At 54.8% G+C, this 21,213-nt stretch carries 17 protein-coding genes and 4 pseudogenes; 5 read left to right on the forward strand and 16 right to left on the reverse strand.

What is annotated here, in order from left to right; genetic code table 11:
• Positions 1 to 78 precede the first annotated feature (78 nt).
• Together mtfA and ACQ86O_RS15745 are read right to left on the reverse strand one after the other, a co-directional pair.
• Positions 79 to 867 carry a DgsA anti-repressor MtfA gene (gene mtfA, locus ACQ86O_RS15740; RefSeq protein ID WP_431221890.1) on the reverse strand — a complete coding sequence of 263 codons (789 nt, stop codon included), beginning with the start codon at positions 865 to 867 and terminating at the stop codon, positions 79 to 81.
• 350 nt (positions 868 to 1,217) lie between these two features.
• Positions 1,218 to 1,441 (reverse strand): annotated as a pseudogene (locus ACQ86O_RS15745) (YdcH family protein).
• 306 nt (positions 1,442 to 1,747) lie between these two features.
• Here ACQ86O_RS15745 and ACQ86O_RS15750 point away from each other — a divergent pair.
• Genes ACQ86O_RS15750 through ACQ86O_RS15765 form a run of 4 tightly spaced genes read left to right on the forward strand, consistent with a single transcriptional unit; the run spans position 1,748 to position 5,582 of the window.
• The gene (locus ACQ86O_RS15750) at positions 1,748 to 2,563 is read left to right on the forward strand and encodes an alpha/beta hydrolase (protein ID WP_431221891.1); all 816 of its coding nucleotides are present in this window, start codon (positions 1,748 to 1,750) and stop codon (positions 2,561 to 2,563) included.
• Positions 2,547 to 2,918 carry a RidA family protein gene (locus ACQ86O_RS15755; RefSeq protein ID WP_431221892.1) on the forward strand — a complete coding sequence of 124 codons (372 nt, stop codon included), beginning with the start codon at positions 2,547 to 2,549 and terminating at the stop codon, positions 2,916 to 2,918. The genes ACQ86O_RS15750 and ACQ86O_RS15755 overlap by 17 nt, the downstream gene beginning before the upstream one ends.
• A 60-nt stretch (positions 2,919 to 2,978) precedes the next feature.
• Positions 2,979 to 4,163: an aromatic amino acid transaminase gene (locus ACQ86O_RS15760; protein ID WP_431221893.1), complete on the forward strand. Its 1,185-nt coding sequence runs from the start codon at positions 2,979 to 2,981 to the stop codon at positions 4,161 to 4,163.
• Positions 4,164 to 4,178: 15 nt separating this feature from the next.
• The gene (locus ACQ86O_RS15765; protein ID WP_431221894.1) at positions 4,179 to 5,582 is read left to right on the forward strand and encodes an amino acid permease; all 1,404 of its coding nucleotides are present in this window, start codon (positions 4,179 to 4,181) and stop codon (positions 5,580 to 5,582) included.
• Positions 5,583 to 5,612: 30 nt separating this feature from the next.
• On the opposite strand, the gene paaY is transcribed toward ACQ86O_RS15765, so the two are convergent.
• The 13 genes and pseudogenes from paaY to paaA form a co-directional block, all read right to left on the reverse strand.
• Positions 5,613 to 6,209 (reverse strand): phenylacetic acid degradation protein PaaY, encoded by a 597-nt coding sequence (gene paaY / locus ACQ86O_RS15770; RefSeq protein ID WP_431221895.1) that lies wholly within the window; start codon positions 6,207 to 6,209, stop codon positions 5,613 to 5,615.
• 12 nt (positions 6,210 to 6,221) lie between these two features.
• A pseudogene (paaX, locus tag ACQ86O_RS15775) lies at positions 6,222 to 7,162 on the reverse strand (phenylacetic acid degradation operon negative regulatory protein PaaX).
• A 150-nt stretch (positions 7,163 to 7,312) separates the two neighbouring features.
• On the reverse strand, positions 7,313 to 8,620 hold the full coding sequence (gene paaK, locus ACQ86O_RS15780; RefSeq protein WP_431221896.1) for a phenylacetate--CoA ligase PaaK: 1,308 nt from the start codon (positions 8,618 to 8,620) through the stop codon (positions 7,313 to 7,315).
• A gap of 19 nt (positions 8,621 to 8,639) precedes the next feature.
• Positions 8,640 to 9,845 carry a 3-oxoadipyl-CoA thiolase gene (gene pcaF / locus ACQ86O_RS15785; RefSeq protein WP_431221897.1) on the reverse strand — a complete coding sequence of 402 codons (1,206 nt, stop codon included), beginning with the start codon at positions 9,843 to 9,845 and terminating at the stop codon, positions 8,640 to 8,642.
• Positions 9,842 to 10,282, reverse strand: coding sequence for a hydroxyphenylacetyl-CoA thioesterase PaaI (paaI, locus tag ACQ86O_RS15790; protein WP_431221898.1), 441 nt, complete (start codon positions 10,280 to 10,282; stop codon positions 9,842 to 9,844). Before paaI ends, pcaF begins: the two co-directional genes overlap by 4 nt.
• Positions 10,282 to 11,841, reverse strand: a complete 1,560-nt coding sequence (locus tag ACQ86O_RS15795) for a 3-hydroxyacyl-CoA dehydrogenase (RefSeq protein ID WP_431221899.1) — start codon at positions 11,839 to 11,841, stop codon at positions 10,282 to 10,284. Before ACQ86O_RS15795 ends, paaI begins: the two co-directional genes overlap by 1 nt.
• 2 nt (positions 11,842 to 11,843) lie before the next feature.
• Positions 11,844 to 12,633, reverse strand: a pseudogene (paaG, locus tag ACQ86O_RS15800) (2-(1,2-epoxy-1,2-dihydrophenyl)acetyl-CoA isomerase PaaG).
• 3 nt (positions 12,634 to 12,636) lie between these two features.
• Positions 12,637 to 13,410 (reverse strand): 2,3-dehydroadipyl-CoA hydratase PaaF, encoded by a 774-nt coding sequence (gene paaF / locus ACQ86O_RS15805; RefSeq protein ID WP_431221900.1) that lies wholly within the window; start codon positions 13,408 to 13,410, stop codon positions 12,637 to 12,639.
• A 9-nt stretch (positions 13,411 to 13,419) separates the two neighbouring features.
• A complete protein-coding gene (gene paaE, locus ACQ86O_RS15810; protein WP_431221901.1) occupies positions 13,420 to 14,478 on the reverse strand; it encodes a 1,2-phenylacetyl-CoA epoxidase subunit PaaE in 1,059 nt (352 codons plus the stop codon).
• 14 nt (positions 14,479 to 14,492) lie between these two features.
• Positions 14,493 to 14,990 (reverse strand): 1,2-phenylacetyl-CoA epoxidase subunit PaaD, encoded by a 498-nt coding sequence (gene paaD, locus ACQ86O_RS15815; protein ID WP_431221902.1) that lies wholly within the window; start codon positions 14,988 to 14,990, stop codon positions 14,493 to 14,495.
• A gap of 8 nt (positions 14,991 to 14,998) precedes the next feature.
• Positions 14,999 to 15,760 (reverse strand): 1,2-phenylacetyl-CoA epoxidase subunit PaaC, encoded by a 762-nt coding sequence (gene paaC, locus ACQ86O_RS15820; protein ID WP_431221903.1) that lies wholly within the window; start codon positions 15,758 to 15,760, stop codon positions 14,999 to 15,001.
• Positions 15,761 to 15,769: 9 nt separating this feature from the next.
• Positions 15,770 to 16,057 (reverse strand): 1,2-phenylacetyl-CoA epoxidase subunit PaaB, encoded by a 288-nt coding sequence (paaB, locus tag ACQ86O_RS15825; RefSeq protein WP_431221904.1) that lies wholly within the window; start codon positions 16,055 to 16,057, stop codon positions 15,770 to 15,772.
• A gap of 14 nt (positions 16,058 to 16,071) precedes the next feature.
• A complete protein-coding gene (gene paaA, locus ACQ86O_RS15830; RefSeq protein ID WP_431221905.1) occupies positions 16,072 to 17,010 on the reverse strand; it encodes a 1,2-phenylacetyl-CoA epoxidase subunit PaaA in 939 nt (312 codons plus the stop codon).
• Positions 17,011 to 17,328: 318 nt separating this feature from the next.
• Here paaA and paaZ point away from each other — a divergent pair.
• Positions 17,329 to 19,400 (forward strand): annotated as a pseudogene (paaZ, locus tag ACQ86O_RS15835) (phenylacetic acid degradation bifunctional protein PaaZ).
• Between the two features lie 48 nt (positions 19,401 to 19,448).
• Here paaZ and ACQ86O_RS15840 read toward each other — a convergent pair.
• Positions 19,449 to 20,906, reverse strand: a complete 1,458-nt coding sequence (locus tag ACQ86O_RS15840) for a sensor domain-containing diguanylate cyclase (protein WP_431221906.1) — start codon at positions 20,904 to 20,906, stop codon at positions 19,449 to 19,451.
• Positions 20,907 to 21,213: the final 307 nt, after the last annotated feature.

Consider the following 21,213-nt stretch of genomic DNA (forward strand, 5'->3'; position numbering starts at 1 on the left):
CGCATCATATCCAGCCGCTCAGGCGGTGTCAACGGTAAATTAGCTCTGGCAGTGTGACTGCTCATCATCTGAGCAGGCTCATTCGTGCGGTGGTTCGCTGCCTGTATGCCAGCGCTGCAAACGGGCGAGCGGGTTTTGTTTATAGAAGCGGCAGAAGTGGTCATACAACGCCGGGAAACGGTTTGCCAGCAGTTCTGGGGCACTGAAAAAGTACTCGGAAAGCACGGCAAAGCATTCGGCCGGATCGCTGGCGGCATAGGCATCCATACTGGCAGCTTCTTCACCCACCATATCGATCTCATCTTGCAGGTTTTCCATCGCCGCGTGCAAATCATATTCCCAGGTTGCAATGTCACGCAGGGGAATGGGGGGTACACCGGTGGCAGTGCCGCCATTGCGCATATCCAGCTTATGCACCGCTTCATGTATGACCAGATTGAACCCGGAAAGATCGAAGGAGTCTTGCACATCCAGCCAGTTGAGCACGATCGGCCCCTGTTCCCAGCTTTGACCCGCCTGAACCACCGGCCCTGAATGTACCAGGCCGATATCGTCCTGCCACTCATCTTCCACCACGAATGGGGAAGGATAAAGCAGCACTTCGTTAAAACCGTCAAGACAATCTGCACCCAGTTCCAGCACGGGCAACGCAAACAGCAGGGCAATACGCGATTGCATCAAAGGCGTTAATTCCAGCCCCTGCAAAGGCACGATACGTTTGTTTTGCAAAATCTGGCTGGCGACAGCCACCAAACGCCGCTGCTCTTGCTCATCCAAAGGTGAGAGTAGGGGAATAGCCAAGGCTTCCTGCCATTGGGCAAGCGTTTCTGCCTGAGCTTGATTTGCTTTCCACGGCCATTTAATCATCGCGTTGCTCGTAAAGGTCACTTGAACATTCGGCTGGGACTGACATTGTCAACATGCCGCAAAAAGGGGCGCTATAGCAAGCACTTCACACAGAGATACCGGAGCGGTTGAACGGGATTGGTGCCGAAAGTGATGCTCAAACTATTCTTGAAAGCTTTCTTTAGCAAACCCTTTGGAGAGTTCGAATCCCGCTCTCTGCACCATTATTCAATCACTTACACTTAAGTTTGTCTGTGACCAACGTCCCGAAGAACGTAATCGGCAGCCGGTAGCAGGCAGTAAAAGGTCAGCATTTGGATTTAGCGGCAGGGGGACAGTGATCCCCGCAGTCGGGCGGGGATCGGCGGGCGTTACTTGGTTGTCATATTCTCTGTTTTCAGAATTTTGTGTATCTCATCCTTGATATGCAGTTTTTCTTTTTCAGCCGAACAACTTCGTCAGAGTAGCCGGTGCCGGATGGCCCCTCTAATCTGGAGATTTCATGATCGAGCTGATTGTGTTTTTCGAACAATGACTGGAAGCGGGGGTGGCTTGATTTCAGTTGCGATATTAATTCACGGTATTCTGGAAACATACTCAAGCTCCTTTGAGACGAGCTGTACACTGGAGGGCTTCTCCACTTTTACCTTAACTCACTGTGCATTGTTTTGGAATGGCCCTACTTAGCAAAAGGATATCCTGCTACTTATCCCATTTTTTATTTTGAGTTTTATGGCTGAAGTATCGAAATGTGGCTCGAAAGTTTTACCTATGAAACTTATTGGCCAAATAAACAAATTTATAACACAAAGAACACACTGTGATCACAATGGTCTTGACAACAATTTAACCGGTTGCTAATAGTTAAGCCACATCTTAAATAAGAAACAAAGTTTAATATATGAAACTTTTAACCGGCAGTTACGACAACGGTTCTACGGTAAATGATGAAAATGCGATCCTGTTATCATTTCAATCACAAAGCCGGGCCGTTTATCAGCAAGAGCGTCATGAGCTGAATATTCCTTATGGGGATTCAGCTCGGGAGGTTTTTGACTGGTTTTATTCCGCCAAAGAATTTCAAGGTACGTTAATATTTTTACATGGTGGCTATTGGCAGTTTTGCAATAAAGAGGACTTTGCATTTATTGCTCAAAGCCCCCTGTCATTAGGTTTTGACGTGGTGCTGGTGGAGTACACTCTGGCACCGGCTGCCACTTTGGCAGACATCTGTCGGCAGGTAGGTGTGGCATTGGATGTCATTGAACAGCGAGTGAAACTGCGCGGCAGCAAACCGGTTTATCTGAGCGGGCATTCTGCCGGAGGCCATCTGGCGGCGTTTTGGCAACACCATCCGTGCGTTCAGGCCGTTTTCCCTATCAGCGGCATTTTTGAGTTGGCGCCGCTGCTCGCCACGGATGTAAACCGGCAGTTGCAACTGACCGCACAGCAGATAGAAGCCTTAAGCCCGGCGCGCCATGCTCCACTCTCCCTCAAACCGATGTGGCTATTTTACGGTACGGCAGAATTGCCAGAGCTGATTGGCCAGTCGCTTTATTACTATGCCGCATTGCAAGAGCTTGGCTTGCCGGTTAGCCGTTATGCGGTCCCAGAGGCTAATCATTTCAACATTCTGGAAAGGCTGTTTGCCGCCGATGGCGCGCTATGCCGCCAACTGCTTAATTATGAGGAAACATCTGATGCGCACAATTATTGATACCGGTTTGCCAGATATTGGGCAGCCTTTTTCCTGGGCCACCAAAGGTGGGGGGATGTTATTTACCGCTCATGGTCCAGTAAGAAAAGATGGTTCGATTGAAACCGGGGCACCGGAACAACAGATAAAATTAACGTTTGATAATCTGGCTGCTACATTAGAGGCCGCCAATAGCCACAGCGATAATGTATTACAGGTTATTGTTTATCTTACCGATGTTAATGACGTTAAACTGCTAGATAAAATATATATAAATTATTTTAATCACCCTTATCCTAATCGCTCAACCGTTATTGTTGACAAACTGGTTGTTCCAGGAATGAAAATAGAAATTACTGTAAGCGCCATAGCTTAATTATTCTTATAAAAACAATGTTCACCTGTAAATTCATTAAAAATGAATTAAGGATGCTCTATGTTCGCACATATTACTTCCTCCACGCCCGATCCTATTATGTCACTGATGGAAGCCTATATTCAGGACACACATCCGCAGAAAGTCAATCTAGGAATTGGCCTCTATTACGATGGTCAGGGCAACATTCCCCTGATGCAAGCCGTGCATATTGCCGAGCAGCGCTTACTGGAGCAACAGCGCCCGCATACCTATCCACCGATTGAAGGCAGTAAGCTGTTCGCAGGCCAGATCCAGACGCTGCTATTTGGTGAGCAGAATCCCCGTATTGCCACGGTGCAGAGCGTCGGCGGTTCCGGTGCGCTGAAGCTGGGGGCGGATTTTATTTATCATTATCTGTCAGGCCGTGAAATCTGGGTATCTGACCCTACCTGGGCTAACCATTGGGCGATATTCGAAGGGGCGGGACTGAAGGTGAACACCTACCCGTACTTTGATGATATCTCCGGGCAACTGCGGTTCGAAGCCATGCTTGATACTCTGTCTGCCTTGCCAGAGGGCGCGGTGGTGTTACTGCACCCTTGCTGCCATAACCCTACCGGCACCGATCTCAGCCATCCACAATGGCGAGCAGTGATTGATGTACTGCAACAGCGCCGTCTGCTGCCCTTTTTTGATATTGCCTATCAAGGTTTTGGCGATGGGCTGGCAGAGGATTGTTTTGCCCTGCGTGAAGTACTGAAAACCAGCCTGGATTTTCTGGTTAGTAACTCTTTCTCCAAAAACGTGGCGCTGTACGGCCAACGGCTGGGAGGATTATCGGTGTGCTGTGGCACCGCTGAAGCCGCCGATAATGTGAAAGGCGCGTTGAAAACCCTGATCCGCCGCAGTTATTCCTGCCCACCGACCCACGGCAGTCAGATTGTCGAAACCCTGTTGGCTGACCGGCAACTGAGCCAATTATGGGCCAGCGAGTTGGCCGCCATGCGCCAACGTATCAAGCAGATGCGAGTCAGTTTGTCCGCCGGGCTGGAGCAAGGGGGCACCACGCTGGATTACGCCCGTATTCGCGATCAGAAAGGTATGTTCAGTTACACCGGGCTGAATGGACAGCAGGTCAGCCAGCTACGGCAACAATATTCAATCTATCTGGTCGCCCCCGGCAGGATGTGTTTGCCTGGCCTCAACCAGCACAACCTTGACTATGTAACTGCTGCCATTCTCGATGTTACCCGCCCTGCGTGAAAAAGGTGACCCATCATGAAAGATGCAAAAGGTTTTGACGAGATAGCTCAACGGCAGGGTGGCTTGAAAAAGCACCTGACCGCCGGGCAGATGTCGATGTTGGCCATCGGCGGTGCCATTGGCACCGGCCTGTTCCTGGGCAGTGCTTACGCCATCCAGATGGCTGGGCCAAGCGTATTGTTGAGCTATTTTATCGGTGGTGTGATTGCTTTGCTGCTGATGGGTTGCCTGGCAGAAATGACGTCCGAGCATCCTACACCGGGTTCATTTGGTGATTACGCCGAATTTTACCTTAGCCCGCTGTTTGGTTTTCTGGTGCGTTATTCCTATTGGTCTTGCGTGGTATTGGCGGTGGGCACTGAAGTCACCGCCATCGGCATGTATATGCAGTTCTGGTTCCCAGGCACGCCAATCTGGCCGTGGGTGCTGCTGTTCTCTGCGGCGGTGATCGTTATCAACGTGATTGGGGTCAAATCCTTCGGTCAGGTGGAATATGCGCTCTCTACCGTTAAGGTGGTGGCCATTTCGGCGTTTATTATTATCGGCATCGGTATCCTGGCATTTTCCGCCAACCCGACCTTTGGTATCCGCAATTTTACCGAGAATGGAGGCTTCTTCCCGTTTGGTATCAAGGGCATGTGGTTTGCAGTGATCGTGTCGATCTTCAGCTATCTGAGTATCGAAATGATCGCGGTGGCGGCGGGGGAAGCGAAAAACCCGGTTATTGCCGTCAAATCGGCCTTCAAGGGCACCATCCTGCGGCTGTTTATCTTTTATATGATGTCGATAGCGCTGATGCTGGCCATTGTGCCTTGGCGGCAATCGGGTACTGGCGAAAGCCCATTCCTGGTAGCGATGAACGTCATCCATCTGCCAGCTGCCGCTGGGATCTTTAACTTTGTGGTGCTGATTGCCGCGCTTTCGGCCATGAACAGCCAGCTGTATATCACTACCCGAATGATGTTTTCCCTTTCACGCGCCGGGCAGGCTCCTGCGGCGCTGGGGCGGGTGAGCAAGCGGGGGATCCCGGTCAATGCGCTGGCGATATCCTGCGTCGGCATTATTGTATCTATCGTGCTGAGTATCGCAGCCCCGGAAAAATCCTTTGCGGTGATGATGTCAATTTCGGTATACGGCGCCTGCTTTACCTGGCTGATGATTTTTATCACTCACCTGTTCTTCCGCCGCCGTCATGCGCAGACGCACCTTAAATTCCGTATGTGGGGTTACCCCTATTTCACATTAGCGGGGGCGATACTGATGGCGGCATTAATGGTGACTACGCTGTTTACCGATTTCTTCCGGATGACCTTGCTGTTCGGCATCCCATTTACCTTGCTGCTGGTGGTTATCTATTTCTACAGCCGCCAGACACAGGTAACCCGTGCCAGCAAAGCCACGGTTCCGGGGGTGGAATAAGTACAAGCCGGGCGGTAGCCCGGCATTGATTCAGCACTGGCTTTTGGGGATAACCTGGTCGCTAAAGCTCAGGCGTTGGCGGCCCGGTTCTACCGCACTGAGCGGGGCTACTTCTTTCAGGCTGTTTTGGCATCGAATCACCAATTCCTGATATTGCGCGGTACCGGTGCGTTTCCAACTCAGTTCCTGTTCGGTCAGATCGCGGATCACGCGGGCCGGGCTGCCAATCACCAGTTTATTGGCGGCAATCTCTGCTGTGGCTTTCACAAAGGAGCCCGCGCCAACGATGGTGTTCTCGCCGATATCTGCGCCATCCATGATCACCGCGTTCATGCCAATCATCGCGTTACGACGCACACGACAACCGTGCAGAATAGCGCTATGGCCGATATGCCCATCTTGTTCCACCACCGTATCCTGCTGTGGGAAACCATGCATCACACAGTTATCCTGCACGTTGGCACCGTCTTCGATTACGATGCGGCCAAAGTCACCGCGCAGGCTGGCATTTGGCCCGATGTAGACCCCTTTACCGATGATCACATCACCAATCAGTACCGCCGTCGGATGAACAAAACTACTGGGATCGACTACCGGCGTTAAGCCGTCAATCTGATACACGGGCATGGCGTAAGTTCCTTAAAATGTAACTGGATCGCGCAGCAGGCCACCAAAGCGCCGGTAATAGCCCACCCCAGGGGCGGGCAGGGCACCGATGGTGGTTTCTGCCAATGCGCTGACATAATCCGTTGCGGCGTGATCCACGCGCTGGTAAATATTGATGCACAGGTTGCGGGCAATCTGGCCTTCCCATTGGGTTGGCAACAGCGCATCCGGCAGCAGGGGATCTTTCAGCACCACACGGCGGAAAAAGTGAATCAATAATAGCTTAATCTGGAAACAGCGTTGAGGCGTCAAAGCCTGGTCGTCGGCTTCGCGCAGCAGGGCCATCAATGGGCGAAACGTGACGATAAACTCGTGGTAGTAACCGGCAACTTCATTCAATGACCAGCAACTGGCGACCATTTGCCGCAGCGTCTGTTCCGAACGGTTGTAAGGGTAATCGGCCCGGAAATAGATCGCCTGCTCGCTGGCATTCAGCTCACCCAATAGCGCTGTCACATCGGTTTGGGCATGGGTTGGGGCAGCCATCAGGTTGTTGGCGATCTGGCCGAAACCTAGCCAGCCCAGTTCCTTTTTCAACCGCGCACGCTCGGTTTTTTCCGCGTATTCCAACAGCAGCAACTCCCACTTCCCATCCCACTCCGGCTGCTCGCTGAGGTAGATCTTGGACTCGGCATGGCGGAACTGGCGCATACCTTGCTCGGCGACGCGGTAATAGCTGCGCCGCCCCATTTTTCTACGTCCAGCCAACCCTCTTTTTGCAAACGAAACACCGAGGTGCGGACAAAACGATCGCCGAACCCCAGGGTTTCCAGCAATGCGCTTAAGCTGCCCAACCACACTTCACCACCGCGGTGGCTCAGGGCATCGCCGTATAACGAAATAATCAGCGAGGTGCCGCTGATGGGCTGCGTGCTTAAGGCATGACGGATAAATTCGTCCAGTTTATGTTCCATATTTTCCCATGGGTTGGCTTTTACTGAAGCACAACATTAACATAAACGACGGGGTGTTGCCCTCACCCCAACCCTCTTCCACAGGGAGGAGGAACCGTACAATGATGTGTTGTAACCCCGGGCTCCGGGGTTAGGGGCAGAGTAACAAACTTAACGTGGGCGCAGGTCGATCACTCTTTGCGCTTTACCTTCCGAGCGTGGAATATCACCGCAGTTGGCAATACTGACATCGGTACTGACGCCGACAATCGATTTGATATGGTGGCGTAACTGGTGGCAGATATCGCAACGCTGCTGGTAATCGAGTGCCAGACCCGATTCTTTCAGCTCCACACGCACCGCCAACGTATCCAGATGCCCGGCCCGGCTGACCTGCAGTTGATAGTGGGGTGACAAATGTTCGAACTGCATAATCTGTTCTTCAACCTGCGAAGGGAACACGTTGACGCCACGGATGATCAGCATGTCATCAGAACGGCCGGTGATCTTACCCATGCGGCGCATATTGCGGGCATCGCCCGGCAGCAGACGGGTGAGATCGCGGGTGCGGTAGCGGATCACCGGCAACGCTTCTTTGGTCAGCGTAGTGAAAACCAGCTCACCCTGCTCACCGTCCGCCTGTAAGCAGCCAGTATCCGGGTTGATGATTTCCGGCAGGAAATGATCTTCCCAGATGGTCGGGCCGCTGCTGCTTTCCAGACACTCCATCGCCACGCCCGGCCCCATCACTTCGGAAAGGCCGTAAATATCCAGCGCTCTGATCCCCATGCGGGTTTCGATTTCATGGCGTAAAGAGTCTGTCCAGGGTTCGGCACCAAACACGCCCAGGCGTAACGAGCAGTTGCGTGCATCGCCACCCATTTTGCGTTCCAGTTCGTCGATCAGCGTCAGGCAATAAGACGGCGTTACCATGATCACGTCGGGTTTGAAATCCATGATCAATTGCACCTGTTTTTCCGTCTGGCCGCCAGACATCGGGATCACCGAGGCACCCAGACGTTCTGCACCGTAGTGCGCGCCCAAGCCGCCGGTAAACAGGCCATAACCGTAAGACACGTGGATTTTATCTTTGGCAGTTGCCCCGCCAGCGCGCAGGCAGCGGGCGACAATATCGGCCCAGTTATCGATGTCCCGCTGGGTATAACCCACCACCGTAGGGCGGCCAGTGGTCCCCGACGAAGCATGGATGCGCACGACCTGTTCCATTGGCACCGCAAAGGTGTCGAAAGGGTAGTTGTCACGCAGATCCTGCTTGGTCGTGTAGGGAAACAGCGCCAGATCGCTCAATTGCTTGAGATCGCTGGGGTGAACCCCTGCCTGATCGAACTTGCGTTGATACATTGGCACGTTGTTGTAGGCATGGTGCAGGGTCCATTGCAGGCGTTCCAGTTGTAATGCTTCTATTTCGTCACGCGAAGCAAATTCAATCGCGTCCAGTGGCCGTGGATTTGTAGTCATCTTTTTAGCCTCGCAGGTGTTACACACGCTCGATAATCATGGCAATACCCTGGCCAACGCCGATGCACATGGTGCAAAGGGCGTAGCGGCCAGTTCGCCGTTCCAGTTCAAACAGGGCAGCCAGCGCCAGGCGCGCACCGCTCATACCCAATGGATGGCCGAGGGCGATGGCGCCACCGTTGGGGTTTACCTGTTCGGCATCATCCGGCAGACCAAGCTGGCGCAAAACCGCCAAGGCCTGTGCTGCGAATGCTTCGTTAAGTTCAATCACATCCATTTGCGCCAGACTCAACCCGGCGATTTCCAATACTTTACGGGTTGCAGGCAATGGGCCGATGCCCATCAATCGGGGTTCTACCCCGCAGGTTGCCGTGGCGACAATCCGCGCCCGTGGCCTCAGGCCTTGCTGACGGGCCATGGCTTCGGAAGCGACAATCAGCGCGGCAGCACCGTCGTTAACGCCGGAGGCGTTGCCAGCGGTAACGCTCCCAGGCTGGCGGAACGGGGTTTTCAGTTTTTGTAACTGCTCCAGCGTGGTTTCTGCACGCGGGTGCTCATCTTCGGTGAATTGGGTAATCACCCCTTTTTTACCGCTGAGGCTTACTGCAGTGATTTCCTGCGCCAGGATCCCCCGCTGTTGCGCCAGCGCGGTGCGCTGCTGGCTGCGCAAGGCAAAAGCGTCCTGATCGGCACGGCTGATGCCAAACTGTGCCGCTACGTTTTCGGCGGTTTCCGGCATGGAGTCGGTGCCGTAAGCCGCGTGCATCTGCGGATTAACAAAGCGCCAGCCGATAGTGGTATCGAAGATCTGCGCCTGACGGCTGAAAGCGCTGTCGGCTTTGCCCATCACCATCGGGGCACGGGTCATGGATTCCGCACCTCCGGCCAGCACCAGGCTGGCTTCACCGGCTTTAATACTGCGGGCGGCCATAGCCAGGGCATCCAATCCCGAGCCGCACAGGCGATTGATGGTGGTGCCGGAAACGTTCTGTGGTAACCCGGCCAGCAGGGCCGCCATGCGGGCCAGATTGCGGTTGTCTTCGCCAGCCTGATTGGCGCAGCCGAGGATCACGTCATCCACCAGCGACCAGTCCACATTGGGGTAACGCGCCAGTAAGGCGCGCAGCGGCAGGGCGGCCAGATCGTCGGCCCGCAGGTTGGCCAAGGCGCCACCGTAGCGGCCAATCGGTGTGCGAAGGCCGTCGCAGATAAAGGCCTGATTCATGGCTGTTCCCCCAAAATGCTATGGCCCAGGCGATGTGCGCGGCCACGGAACCAGGCAACGGTTTTACCTTCCTGATTGACTATCTCAACGTCGTACAGGCCCGTCGTTTTACCTTGATGGCGAACCTCTGCGCAGGCGGTGAGGCGATCGCCTGCCAGCGCCGGGCGGATGAAATCGATGGAGCATCCGGCCGCTACCGCCGCCAGGCCCTGGCTGTTGCAAGCATAGGCAAAGGCAGTATCCGCCAGGCTGAATAACTGGCCACCGTGGCAGGTTTGGTGGCCATTGAGCATCTGCGGCCCAACGGTCATGCTGACATTGGCCATTCCGGCATCCACGGCTTCGATCTGCATACCCATCGCTTGTGCGCAGGTATCCTGGCTAAACATCAGTTCGGCGCAACGCTGGGCCAGCGCGCGCGGGGTATTGGCATTCATCAGCATTTGGCTCCAGAATAATTTGCGGCGTAGTGGCGCAGCAGCGGCATGGGGCGATAGCGTGGTTCTGCATAGTGACGTTGCAGATTTTCCAGCGTGGTGAGGATATGTTGCCAACCGAGTTTGTGACCCCAGGCGAGAGGCCCTTGCGGATAGCTGACGCCATATCGCATGGCATCATCGGTATCGGCGGCGTTGGCTACGCCTTTGTTGACAATGTCGATTGCCTCATTGCACAGCATGGCAACGGTGCGCATAACCAGCAGGCCAGGGTAGTCTGGCAGATGGATGACCTGTTTACCCAGCGATTGCAGCAGGCGAATGACTTTTGCCGTTTGCGGCACCGTATTTTGCTCGGCGCTGCTGATGACGATAACAGGAGCATGCTGATAGTTGACAGACAGGTCAAACAGTACCACGGGTGTTCCGATTTCTTCGGCGACTTGGCTTGCTGTTTTACCATTTGTTAACATAAATGTAACTTCATCGAGACAGGCAAAAGGACTGGTCTGGCCAGAATATTTGAGCGTAGCCGCATTTTCTGTCAGTAACTGCGCAAACTCTTCCAGCGCGCTCCAGTTGCCATGTAGCTGAACGGACTGAGGCAGTTCACCCGGCCCCACCATGGCAAAGTCTGCCTGCGGTGTTGCCTGTTCGCTGCCATAACGGTAAAAACCACGCCCACTTTTGCGCCCCAGATGCCCGGCGGCAACCAGTTCCTGCTGCACCAGCGAAGGGGTAAAACGCCCATCCTGATAGAAAGCGTGATACACCGACTCGGTGACGGCATAGTTGACATCCTGACCGATAAGATCGGTCAATTGCAGTGGCCCCATGGCAAACCCACCGGCGTCACGCAGTACGGCATCTAACGTGGCCGGGGTGGCAACCCGTTCTTCCAGTGCACGCAGGGTTTCACCGTAGAAGGGACGCGCTACCCGGTTAACGATAAACCCCGGCGTAGAGCGGCAGGTTACGCTGTGTTTGCCCCAGCGTTGGGCCAGGGTTTGCAGGATGCTCAGTGTTGCTGGGCTGGTTTCCAACCCGCTGACGATCTCTACCAGTTTCATCAGTGGGGCCGGGTTGAAGAAGTGCAACCCGGCCATACGCTGCGGGTGTTGCAGCGCGCTGGCGATAGCGGTAATCGAGAGTGACGAGGTGTTGCTGGCAAACACTGTGCTGGGGGAGCAGGCCGCTTCCAGATCGCGAAACAGGCTCTGTTTGATCTCCAGTTTTTCCGCCACTGCTTCTATCACCAGAACACAGTCGGCCAGATCGCTCAACGAGTCGGCCAACTGAATATTTCCCAGCAGGGTTTCGGTGGCCTGGGCGTCAGCCTTACCTGCTTCAACCCGCTTGCGCAGCCGTTGCCCAAGTTGCTCAAGCGCACGAGAGGCGGCGGGCAGGGCGATATCGAACAGTTTGACCCGATGGCCCGCGGTTGCCGCAACCTGCGCAATGCCGATCCCCATGGTTCCTGCGCCAATCACCGCCACTGGTGTGGAAGTATTTGCCAGATCCACGGCTATTTTCTCGCTGATGGCTGTTATTTCGCTCATAGCTATTTCCCGCTGAAATGAGGTGAGCGTTTGGCAAAGAAAGCACTGACGCCTTCGCGATAGTCGGCACTGCGGCCCCCAGGCGCTGCAAATCACGCTCTAAATCGAGCTGCTGATCCAGGGTGTTGCTGGCCGAGTTGTACATGGCTTTTTTGATCAATCCCAGGCCGTAGGTCGGCTGGGTGGCCAGATGCCTGGCCATGTGGTTGGCGTGTTCCGCCAGTTCTGCAGCGGCAACTACCTGCCAGATCATTCCCCATTCCAGGGCCTGTTGGGCGCTGATTTTTCCCCCAGCAGTGCCATGCCCATGGCGCGAGCGTGCCCGGCCAGGCGTGGCAGATACCAACTGCCGCCGGAATCGGGCACCAACCCCAGCTTGCAGAATGACTGAATAAAGCTGGCGTTGTCGGCGGCCACCACGATATCGCAGGCCATGGCCAGTGCGGCACCCGCCCCGGCAGCAACGCCATTGACCGCGCAAACAATCGGTTTTGGCAACGCGCTCAGGCGGCGGATCAGCGGGTTGTAAAAGCGTTCTACTGACAGACCGAGGTCTGGGGCGGCCTGTTCCACGCTGACGTTACGATCGTTCAGATCCTGCCCGGCACAGAAGCCGCGCCCGGCACCGGTGATCAACACGCAGCGCACCGTTTCGTCACGTTCGGCCAGAGTCAGCGCTTCGCTGAGCTGGTGGTGCATCTCATCGTTAAAGCTGTTTAGCCGATCGGGGCGGTTAAGGGTGATGGTCAAAACCCCGGCTTCGATGTGGCTGAGAATTAATGCGTTTTCCATAAATCAGCGCCCTTGATAATGCGGTGAACGTTTTTCGAAGAAGGCGGCAATGCCTTCCCGGCGATCTTCGGTGGCAGCCAGCGTGACGAAGTGCTGGCGTTCCATTTGTAAACCCTGGCTAAGGCCGGTTTCCTGTGCCTGTTTCAAAGCCTGCTTGGCGGCACGCAGAGCCAGTGGTGCCTGTTGGCTGATGCGCTGGGCGATTTGTTGGGTGCGTTCCAGGGTTAATGCATCCACGCAGACTTCGCTTACCAGCCCGGCCTGCTGTGCGCTGCGGGCGTCGATGGCTTCACCGGTCAGTACCATTTGATAGGCGCGGGATTTGCCCACGCAGCGGATCAGACGCTGTGTTCCTCCGGCACCGGGCATCAGACCCAGGGTGATTTCTGGCAGGCCAAAACGGGCGCTTTCGCCACAAAGGGTGATATCGCAGGCCAATGCCAGCTCACAACCTGCGCCGAGGGCGTAACCGTTCACTGCCGCCAGCAGTGGTTTGCTGAACTGCGCCAGACGCTGCCAGAGCACAGGGCGATGATCGAGCTGGGTGGCGGCAACATCCTGCTGCTGTAACTCACGCAGATCGGCTCCGGCGGCAAAAAATCGTGTGGCGCCGGTGATCACCACCGCGCCCACTTCAGGATCGGTATCGGCCTGCTCCAGTTGATAAACCAACTGTTCCAGGCAGGCGGTGCTCAACGCGTTGCGGGCATCGGGGCGATGCAGCGTTAATGTCACCACGCGTTGGTGTTGTTGGTGCAGGATCCAAGGAGTTTCCATCGCTCGCTCCTAAACGTCAAAGTCCAGCACCACGCCTTCACCGCGTGGCCAGGATTGGCAACTCAGGACGTAACCTGCCGCCAGTTGGTCTGGCTCCAGGCTGTAGTTGATGGCCATATCCACTTCACCGGCTTTCAGCTTGCATTTACAGGTGGCGCAGACCCCGCCTTTGCAGGCATAGGGCAGGTCAGCCCCCTGGCGCAACGCGGCGTCAAGAATGCTGTCATCTTCGGCTCCGACTTCAATCTTCAGGTGGCGGCCATCCAAATGGATCTCCACCTGGGTCGCGTTACGGTTGACATTGTTGACTGGGCGAGCCGCTATTGAGCGGGTATTGAAGCGTTCGCTGTGGATATGCTCGGCGGGCATACCGGCTTGTTCCAGCACGGTTTGCGCGTCATCCATTATGGCTTCAGGGCCACAGATAAAGGCGCGATCGAACTCGCTGAAATCCAGCAGAGTTTTGCCGAGGGCGGCGAGGTGATCACGATCGATACGGCCACTCAGCAGCGGGCTGTCAAGGCTCTCCTGGCTGAACAGGTACAGTAACTGGAAACGCTGAGGGTAACGATTTTTCAGATCGGACAGCGCTTCTTTAAACATCACCGAGCGACTGGTGCGGTTGCCGTAAATCAGTGTGAATTGGCTGTTTGGCTCAAGTTGCAGGGTGGCTTTGATGATTGACAGCATCGGCGTAATGCCCGAACCGGCGGCAATGGCCAGATAGTTACCCTGGGTTTGCGCCTGCGGCTGATAACCAAAACTGCCCTGTGGCAGCATCACTTCAAGCTCATCGCCCACTTGCAGCGTCTGATTGATAAAGGAAGAAAAACGCCCCTGGTGAATAGCCTTGACGCCGATTTGCAATACGCCATCCTGCGGAGCGGTGCAGATGGAGTAGCAGCGGCGTAATTCCTCACCGTTGACCTGTGCTTTCAGCGTCAGGTGCTGGCCGGGGGTATAGCCATAATGAGACTTCAGTTTTTCCGGCACGCGCAGAGTGATGGCTACGGCATCCGGGGTTTCGCGCTCAATGGCTGCGACATTCAGGCGATGAAAGACCGTCATGGTTTTCAGTACTCCTAAATACATTTGAAATAGTCGAACGGTTCCCGGCAGTCGCAGCAACGATAAAGCGCTTTGCATGCGGTGGAACCGAACTCGCTGATTTTTTCAGTTGCGGTGCTGGCGCAACGTGGGCACTGAACCGGGCCCAGCGCCAAGGGTTTCTCACAGCTTTGCCCTTGCGGTGGTGCAACGCCGTATTCACGTAACCGGCGGCGGGCATCCGCATTCATCCAGTCTGTCGTCCAGGCCGGGCTGAGGCTGATGGTAATTTTCACCGGGCTGAAACCGGCTTCACTCAGCGTCTGTTCAATGGCGTTGAGCAGATACTCGGTAGCCGGACAACCGGAATAGGTTGGGGTAAAGGTGATGCGCCAACCTCTATCTTCGCGCGCTACGCTGCGCACCATGCCGAGATCGGTAATCGACAGTACCGGCAGCTCTGGATCGCTAATCTGTTGCAGGTAATGCCAGATCTGCGGAATTTCTGCTGATTCCAGCTGGGTGATTTTCATCTTCGCCTCTACCAGTTGCAGTTCGGGTAAGCGCGCTGCAGAAATTGCATTTCTGCCAGCATTGGCCCCAGATGCTCGGTGTGTTGCCCCTGTTTGCCGCCTTGGCGGAAGGGCTGATCGGCCGGTAACGCCAGCGTGGCCTGTTGTAATGTGTCGTTCACCATGGCTAACCACGGCGCTTGCAGTTGGCGGGGATCGACGGCAACGCCAAGTTCGGCAAGTTGCAGCTCAATCTCGTCGGCATGGAACAGCTCGCCGGTGAAGCGCCATAAATCGTTCAGGGACTGCGTTATCTTCTGGTGGCTGGTTTCGTTGCCATCGCCCAGACGGATCATCCAGCCACGGCTAAAGCGCAGGTGATAATCGGCTTCTTTCAGCGATTTGGCGGCGATGGCGGCCAGTTGGCTGTCGCTGCTGTGGCTAAGTTCGCGGTGCAGCAGTACGTGGTAACTGTCCAGCAGAAACTGGCGTACCAGCGTGTCGTTAAAGCCCCCGTTAGGCTGTTCGGCTAACAGCAGGTTGTGGAATTCGCGCTCGTCGCGGCCAAAGGCCAGGCGGTCTTCGCTGTATTGTGGGCCGGACAGCTCGGCGGCATAGGCCAGAAAGTTGCGGGCCTGCCCTAACAGGTCGAGGCCGATATTGGCCAACGCCAGGTCGATTTCCAGCTCTGGGGCATGACCGCACCAGCCGCACAGGCGTTGCGCCAGGATCAGTGGCGTATCACCCAAACGCAGGGCATAGCTGATTTTTGCATCGTTTATTGTCGTCATTGCCTGCCTCTACATGTTCTTGATGCCGTCGGGAATGGTGTAGAACGTTGGGTGACGGTAAATCTTGTCTTCGGAAGGATCGAAGAAGGCTTGCTTGTCCTGCGCCTGTGAGGCAATCAGATGGCAGGATTGCACCACCCAGATTGAACACCCCTCATTGCGGCGGGTATAGGCATCACGGGCGTTTTCCAACGCCATCTGATCGTCAGCGGCATGCAGGCTGCCAACGTGGCGGTGAGCCAAACCCTGCTTGCTGCGGATAAAAACTTCGTACAGTGGCCATTCGGCGTGAGTCATTTCTCTCTCCTTGATTAAGCAGCGTTTGCCGCACGTTTGCTGGCATGTGCCATGGCACCATCCCGAACCCAACAGCCCTCGTCCCAGGCTTTGCGTTTGGCCTGCAAACGCTCGTGGTTACATTGCCCACGGCCGTGGATGACTTCGTGCAGTTCGTTCCAGTCAATCTCACCAAAGCGGTAATGGCCGCTGGCTTCATCCCAGGCAAGATCGGCATCGGGCGCGGTCATCCCCAAGGCTTCCAACTGTGGGACGGTGTTATCGACAAATTTCTGCCGCAGCTCGTCATTGCCATGGCGTTTGATCTTCCAGGCCATGCTTTGCGCACTGTGTGGTGAGTCAGTATCGCTGGGGCCAAACATCATCAGTGCGGGCCACCAGAAACGGTTGATGGCGTCCTGTAACATGGCTTTTTGCTCTTCGCTACCCTGCGCCATGGCCATCACGGCCTCATAACCCTGGCGTTGGTGGAAGCTCTCTTCTTTGCAGATTTTCACCATGGCCCGGGCATATGGGCCATAAGAAGCACGGCACAGAGCGACCTGGTTGACGATAGCGGCACCGTCGACCAGCCAGCCGATAACGCCGATGTCAGCCCAGTTCAGCGTTGGGTAGTTGAAGATCGAGGAATATTTCATCTGGCCTGCGAGCATCTTTTGGTAGATGTCCTGGCGCGAGCAGCCAAGAGTTTCCGCTGCGCTGTAGAGATACAGGCCGTGCCCGGCTTCATCCTGTACTTTTGCCAGCAAGACCGCTTTACGGCGCAGGGTAGGCGCGCGGGTTAGCCAATTGGCCTCCGGCAACATGCCGATCACCTCGGAATGTGCGTGCTGGCCAATCTGGCGGATCAGATTTTTGCGATAGGCATCCGGCATCCAGTCTTTGGCTTCGATGGAGGTATCTGCGGCAATCTTCTCGTCAAAATGCTGCTGATGTTGTGTGTCAGTTATCATGCTTGCCTCTTGGTGATTCGTGTTTTTCACATTGATCATAAAAATGTGAATCACTTTAACTGACTTTAAAGTTACAAGTTGATAACAATAAGATCAAACAATAAATATGTGGTTTTGAGAGGCTCATCACAACGATATTGGTTAATTTATTCATTTTAAATGATTTTTTAGAATGAGTTTTATTGCAATTCCAGGATTCCATTGAGGGGGTATGCGGTTTTGTTTTTAATTTGTTAATTTTTAACTTGGCGAAATTCGAAATTTATGTGATACGTAATTAAGATTTGTTGTGCCTGTTTATGAATTTTGGAGGAGCAAATGCAGCAGTTAACAAGTTACCTTTCCGGCGGCTGGGTATATGGCCAGGGCAAGGCCCGCGAGATCCATCATGCTGTTACCGGCGAACCCTTGTACCAGGTGTGCTCCGAAGGATTGCCGTTGGCGGCCAGCCTGGACTACGCCCGCAATATTGGGGGACAGCATTGGCGCAGATGACGTTCCAGCGACGTGCGCAAATGATGAAGGCGGTAGCCAAGTACCTTTTGGCGAATAAAGAAGCGCTGTATCAAATCTCTTATCAAACCGGTGCCACGCGCAACGATAGCTGGGTGGACATTGAAGGGGGAATTGCCACGTTGTTCTCTTATGCCGGGCTGGCCGGGCGTGAGTTGCCGGATGATACGCTGTGGCCGGAAGATGAACCTATCCCGTTGTCCAAGCAGTCGCAGTTTGCCGCACGGCATGTGCTGACCTCGCGCCCTGGTGTTGCGCTACATATCAACGCGTTTAACTTCCCCTGCTGGGGGATGCTGGAGAAGTTGGCTCCAACCTGGTTGGCTGGCATGCCCGCCATTATCAAACCCGCCACCGCCACGGCACAGTTGACCCAGGCGATGGTGAAACTGATTATCGACAGCGGTTTGGTGCCGGAAGGGGCGTTGCAACTGATCTGCGGCGGTGTCGGTGACATGTTTGATCACCTTGATTATCAGGATGCGGTGACCTTTACCGGCTCGGCCCAAACCGGGCAAAAACTGCGTTCCCATCCACGCCTGCTGGAAAAATCCATTGCTTTTACCATGGAGGCCGACTCGCTTAACTGCTGCGTGCTGGGGGAGGACGTCACGCCAGAGATGCCGGAATTCGCGCTGTTTATCAAAGAAGTCACCCGTGAGATGACCAGCAAGGCTGGGCAAAAATGTACCGCTATACGGCGCATTATCGTCCCTGCAACCCGTATTGCAGACGTACAGCAAGCGCTGCTGGAGCGCCTCGCTGGTGTTAACGTCGGCGATCCGCAACTGGAACAGGTGCGGATGGGGGCATTGGTCAACCAGGAACAGCGCGATGACGTGCAGCAAAAGGTGGAGTTCCTGCTGCATCATGGCTGTGAGCCGTTGTGCGGTGCGGCGTTGGATAAGCTGGTCATCAATGGTGACAACGCACAGTCTGGGGCTTTTTATCCGATAACCCTATTGTATTGCGCCGATCCTTTCAGCCATCAGGCCGTGCATGGCACCGAGGCGTTTGGCCCGGTTGCTACGCTAATGCCTTATCAAACCAGCGAACAGGCCATCGAACTGGCTCTGCTGGGGCAGGGCAGCCTGGTCGGTTCGCTGGTTACGGCGGACGAAGCCTTGGCTACCCGCTTTATTCGCGCCACGGCCTGCGCCCACGGACGTATGCTGGTGCTGGATCGCCACGCGGCAAGCGAGTCAACCGGGCATGGCTCTCCGCTGCCGTTACTGGTGCATGGTGGCCCAGGGCGGGCTGGCGGTGGGGAAGAACTGGGCGGGTTGCGGGCAGTAAAACATTATATGCAGCGTACGGCGATCCAGGGGAGCCCGGCGATGCTGGCAGCCATTGGCCGCGAATGGGTGCGCGGCGCCAGCGTCAAAGAGGAACCGGTGCATCCGTTCCGTAAATACTTCGAGCAGTTGCAGATTGGCGAAAGCCTGCTGACCGCCCGCCGTACCATTACCGAAGCCGATATCGTGAATTTTGCCTGCCTGAGTGGCGATCACTTTTATGCCCATATGGACAAGATCGGCGCAGCGGAGTCGCTGTTTGGCGAGAGAGTGGCACACGGTTACTTTGTGGTTTCCGCGGCGGCCGGTCTGTTTGTTGATCCCGGCGTTGGGCCGGTGATTGCCAACTACGGCATGGAAAACCTGCGCTTTATTGAACCGGTGAAGATAGGCGATACCATTCAGGTGCGGTTGACCTGTAAAAAGAAAATCCGCAAACCGCAAAAGAATGCCGAAGATCGCCCGCAGGGCGTGGTGGTCTGGGATGTTCAGGTGTTGAATCAGCATCAGCAGGCGGTAGCGCTGTACAGCATTCTGACACTGGTGGCGCGGCAGGAGGGGGACTTCACCCACGCGCAATAGGGGAATAATCCAGGGGGCATCAGTCAGGATGCCCCCTTATCCGCAAAGCTACTCAGCCAGATCTCCTTTGCAGACCCGGTTTTTACCGTTTTTCTTTGCCGCGTACAGCGCGTTATCTGCCATGTTCACCAGCCCCAGCGGTGTGTCGCTATACGGATGTGGGATTTGGGCACAGGCGCCGATGCTGGCGGTGACGATCCCCAACGGGCTGCCGCTGTGCGGGATTTTCAACTGGCGGATGCCCTCCAGAACCTGTTCGGCAAACACCGTGGCTCCCTGCAAATCGGTATCCGGTAAAATAATCGCCAGCTCTTCGCCACCGTAACGTGCCATCAGATCGTCAGGGCGGTTGGCCATATTTTGCAACATGCGGCCCAACTGCTGTAAGCACTGATCGCCAGCAACATGGCCGTAGATATCGTTGTACTGCTTGAAGTAATCAATATCGAGCATCAGCAAGGCAACGCTGCGCTCATTGCGTGCCGCACGCGTCAACTCATTTTTCAGGGCGATGTCAAATTGGCGGCGGTTGGCCAGGCCGGTTAATCCATCCAGCAGAGCCAGCTCCTCCAGCGTCTGATTTATCAGTGTCAGTTGATCGCGTGTACGCATCAGTTCAGCTTCGGTTTGTACGCTGTGGTTGATTTGGCGTATCAGCACCAGACCAAGCGCAATCAGTACCGCCAGCAAAACGCCCCCACCGATAACAAAAAGCGATGCGTCGTTGCGCCAGTCTGCCAGAACATCTTTTTTCGATAGCCCGGCGGTGATCACCAAGGGGTAGCGCTCAACCCTTGAATAGCCGTAAATCCTCTCGATATTGTCGTATTGCGAGACCAGGATAGCGTTGCCAAACTCTGAATGGGGTAATATTTCACGGAATAACACGCCGTGAGAGATATTTTTACCAATGGCGCTTTCGATATACGGGCGGCGATACAAAATGGTGCCGTCGGTTAATAACAAACTCAGCGAGGCGTCATTGTTAAGGGCAAAATTATTGTAAAACTGACGGAAATACTCTACGTAAAGCGTTGCCAGCACGATGCCAGCAAAGCTGCCATCCGGGTGGTTCAGGCGGCGGGATACCGGGATAATCAAATCGCCGGTAGAACGGCTACGGATAACTTTTCCGATATAAGCGGTATTGCTGTTATGGGTAGCATGATATTTAAAATATTCTCGGTCGGCGTTATTGGCATGACTCAAAGGCTTGCCGTTGGATGTCAGGAGCCAGTTGCCTTGCGCATCATAGACAAAACTGCCGTGTAGTTGCGGGAAGTTACTTGCCTGAGTCTGCATGACTTTTTGCAGCCTCGCCAGTTGCGGCGGGTTTAAACCGTCGGTTTCAATACGCTCACCAAGATCGATAAGGTTATTATCAACCTGCGCAAAGGTATCTTCGGCATGTTGTGCCAGTGAACGGGCCAGATTCTCTGATTCATAAGCGGCACTTTGCAGATTGCGCTGGTGAGTATTCCATATTTGCCAAGCGTTAAAAATCACCAGGGTGAGTGCCACGATAACGACAAAAATACCGGCCTGTAATAATAACGGAGAGTTTTTTTACTGTCTGGCGGTGGCATATTTTGAGGTGGGTGTTGCGGCTGCATCGTAGCGTCCCTGTAATAAAATCAGCTTTATACCCGTCGTCTTTCAAGCTGCACTGTTGCTACCAGCTATTACAATCCCCTCCGTGGGCTGCCGCTTGCGGCATTCAAATGGGTTCCTGACCGATTTGTCCCGACAGATTTGCCACTTACCCCAATCAATGACTTAAGTCATCCACAGGGAATAAGTGAACTGGGTGTCT

It is taken from the genome of Serratia sp. L9 (assembly GCF_050632285.1).
Lineage (GTDB): Bacteria > Pseudomonadota > Gammaproteobacteria > Enterobacterales > Enterobacteriaceae > Chania.

Bases quoted from the DNA above. Each gene is read 5' to 3' on its own strand.
- ACQ86O_RS15765 (WP_431221894.1), top strand. From the start codon at position 4,179: ATGAAAGATGCAAAAGGTTTTGACGAGATAGCTCAACGGCAGGGTGGC.
- pcaF (WP_431221897.1), bottom strand. From the start codon at position 9,845: ATGAATCAGGCCTTTATCTGCGACGGCCTTCGCACACCGATTGGCCGC.
- paaC (WP_431221903.1), bottom strand. From the start codon at position 15,760: ATGACGACAATAAACGATGCAAAAATCAGCTATGCCCTGCGTTTGGGT.
- paaY (WP_431221895.1), bottom strand. From the start codon at position 6,209: ATGCCCGTGTATCAGATTGACGGCTTAACGCCGGTAGTCGATCCCAGT.
- ACQ86O_RS15755 (WP_431221892.1), top strand. From the start codon at position 2,547: ATGCGCACAATTATTGATACCGGTTTGCCAGATATTGGGCAGCCTTTT.
- mtfA (WP_431221890.1), bottom strand. From the start codon at position 867: ATGATTAAATGGCCGTGGAAAGCAAATCAAGCTCAGGCAGAAACGCTT.
- paaI (WP_431221898.1), bottom strand. From the start codon at position 10,282: ATGAATGCCAATACCCCGCGCGCGCTGGCCCAGCGTTGCGCCGAACTG.
- paaD (WP_431221902.1), bottom strand. From the start codon at position 14,990: ATGAAAATCACCCAGCTGGAATCAGCAGAAATTCCGCAGATCTGGCAT.
- paaF (WP_431221900.1), bottom strand. From the start codon at position 13,410: ATGGAAACTCCTTGGATCCTGCACCAACAACACCAACGCGTGGTGACA.
- paaK (WP_431221896.1), bottom strand. From the start codon at position 8,620: ATGACTACAAATCCACGGCCACTGGACGCGATTGAATTTGCTTCGCGT.
- ACQ86O_RS15750 (WP_431221891.1), top strand. From the start codon at position 1,748: ATGAAACTTTTAACCGGCAGTTACGACAACGGTTCTACGGTAAATGAT.
- paaA (WP_431221905.1), bottom strand. From the start codon at position 17,010: ATGATAACTGACACACAACATCAGCAGCATTTTGACGAGAAGATTGCC.
- ACQ86O_RS15760 (WP_431221893.1), top strand. From the start codon at position 2,979: ATGTTCGCACATATTACTTCCTCCACGCCCGATCCTATTATGTCACTG.
- paaE (WP_431221901.1), bottom strand. From the start codon at position 14,478: ATGACGGTCTTTCATCGCCTGAATGTCGCAGCCATTGAGCGCGAAACC.
- paaB (WP_431221904.1), bottom strand. From the start codon at position 16,057: ATGACTCACGCCGAATGGCCACTGTACGAAGTTTTTATCCGCAGCAAG.
- ACQ86O_RS15795 (WP_431221899.1), bottom strand. From the start codon at position 11,841: ATGAGCGAAATAACAGCCATCAGCGAGAAAATAGCCGTGGATCTGGCA.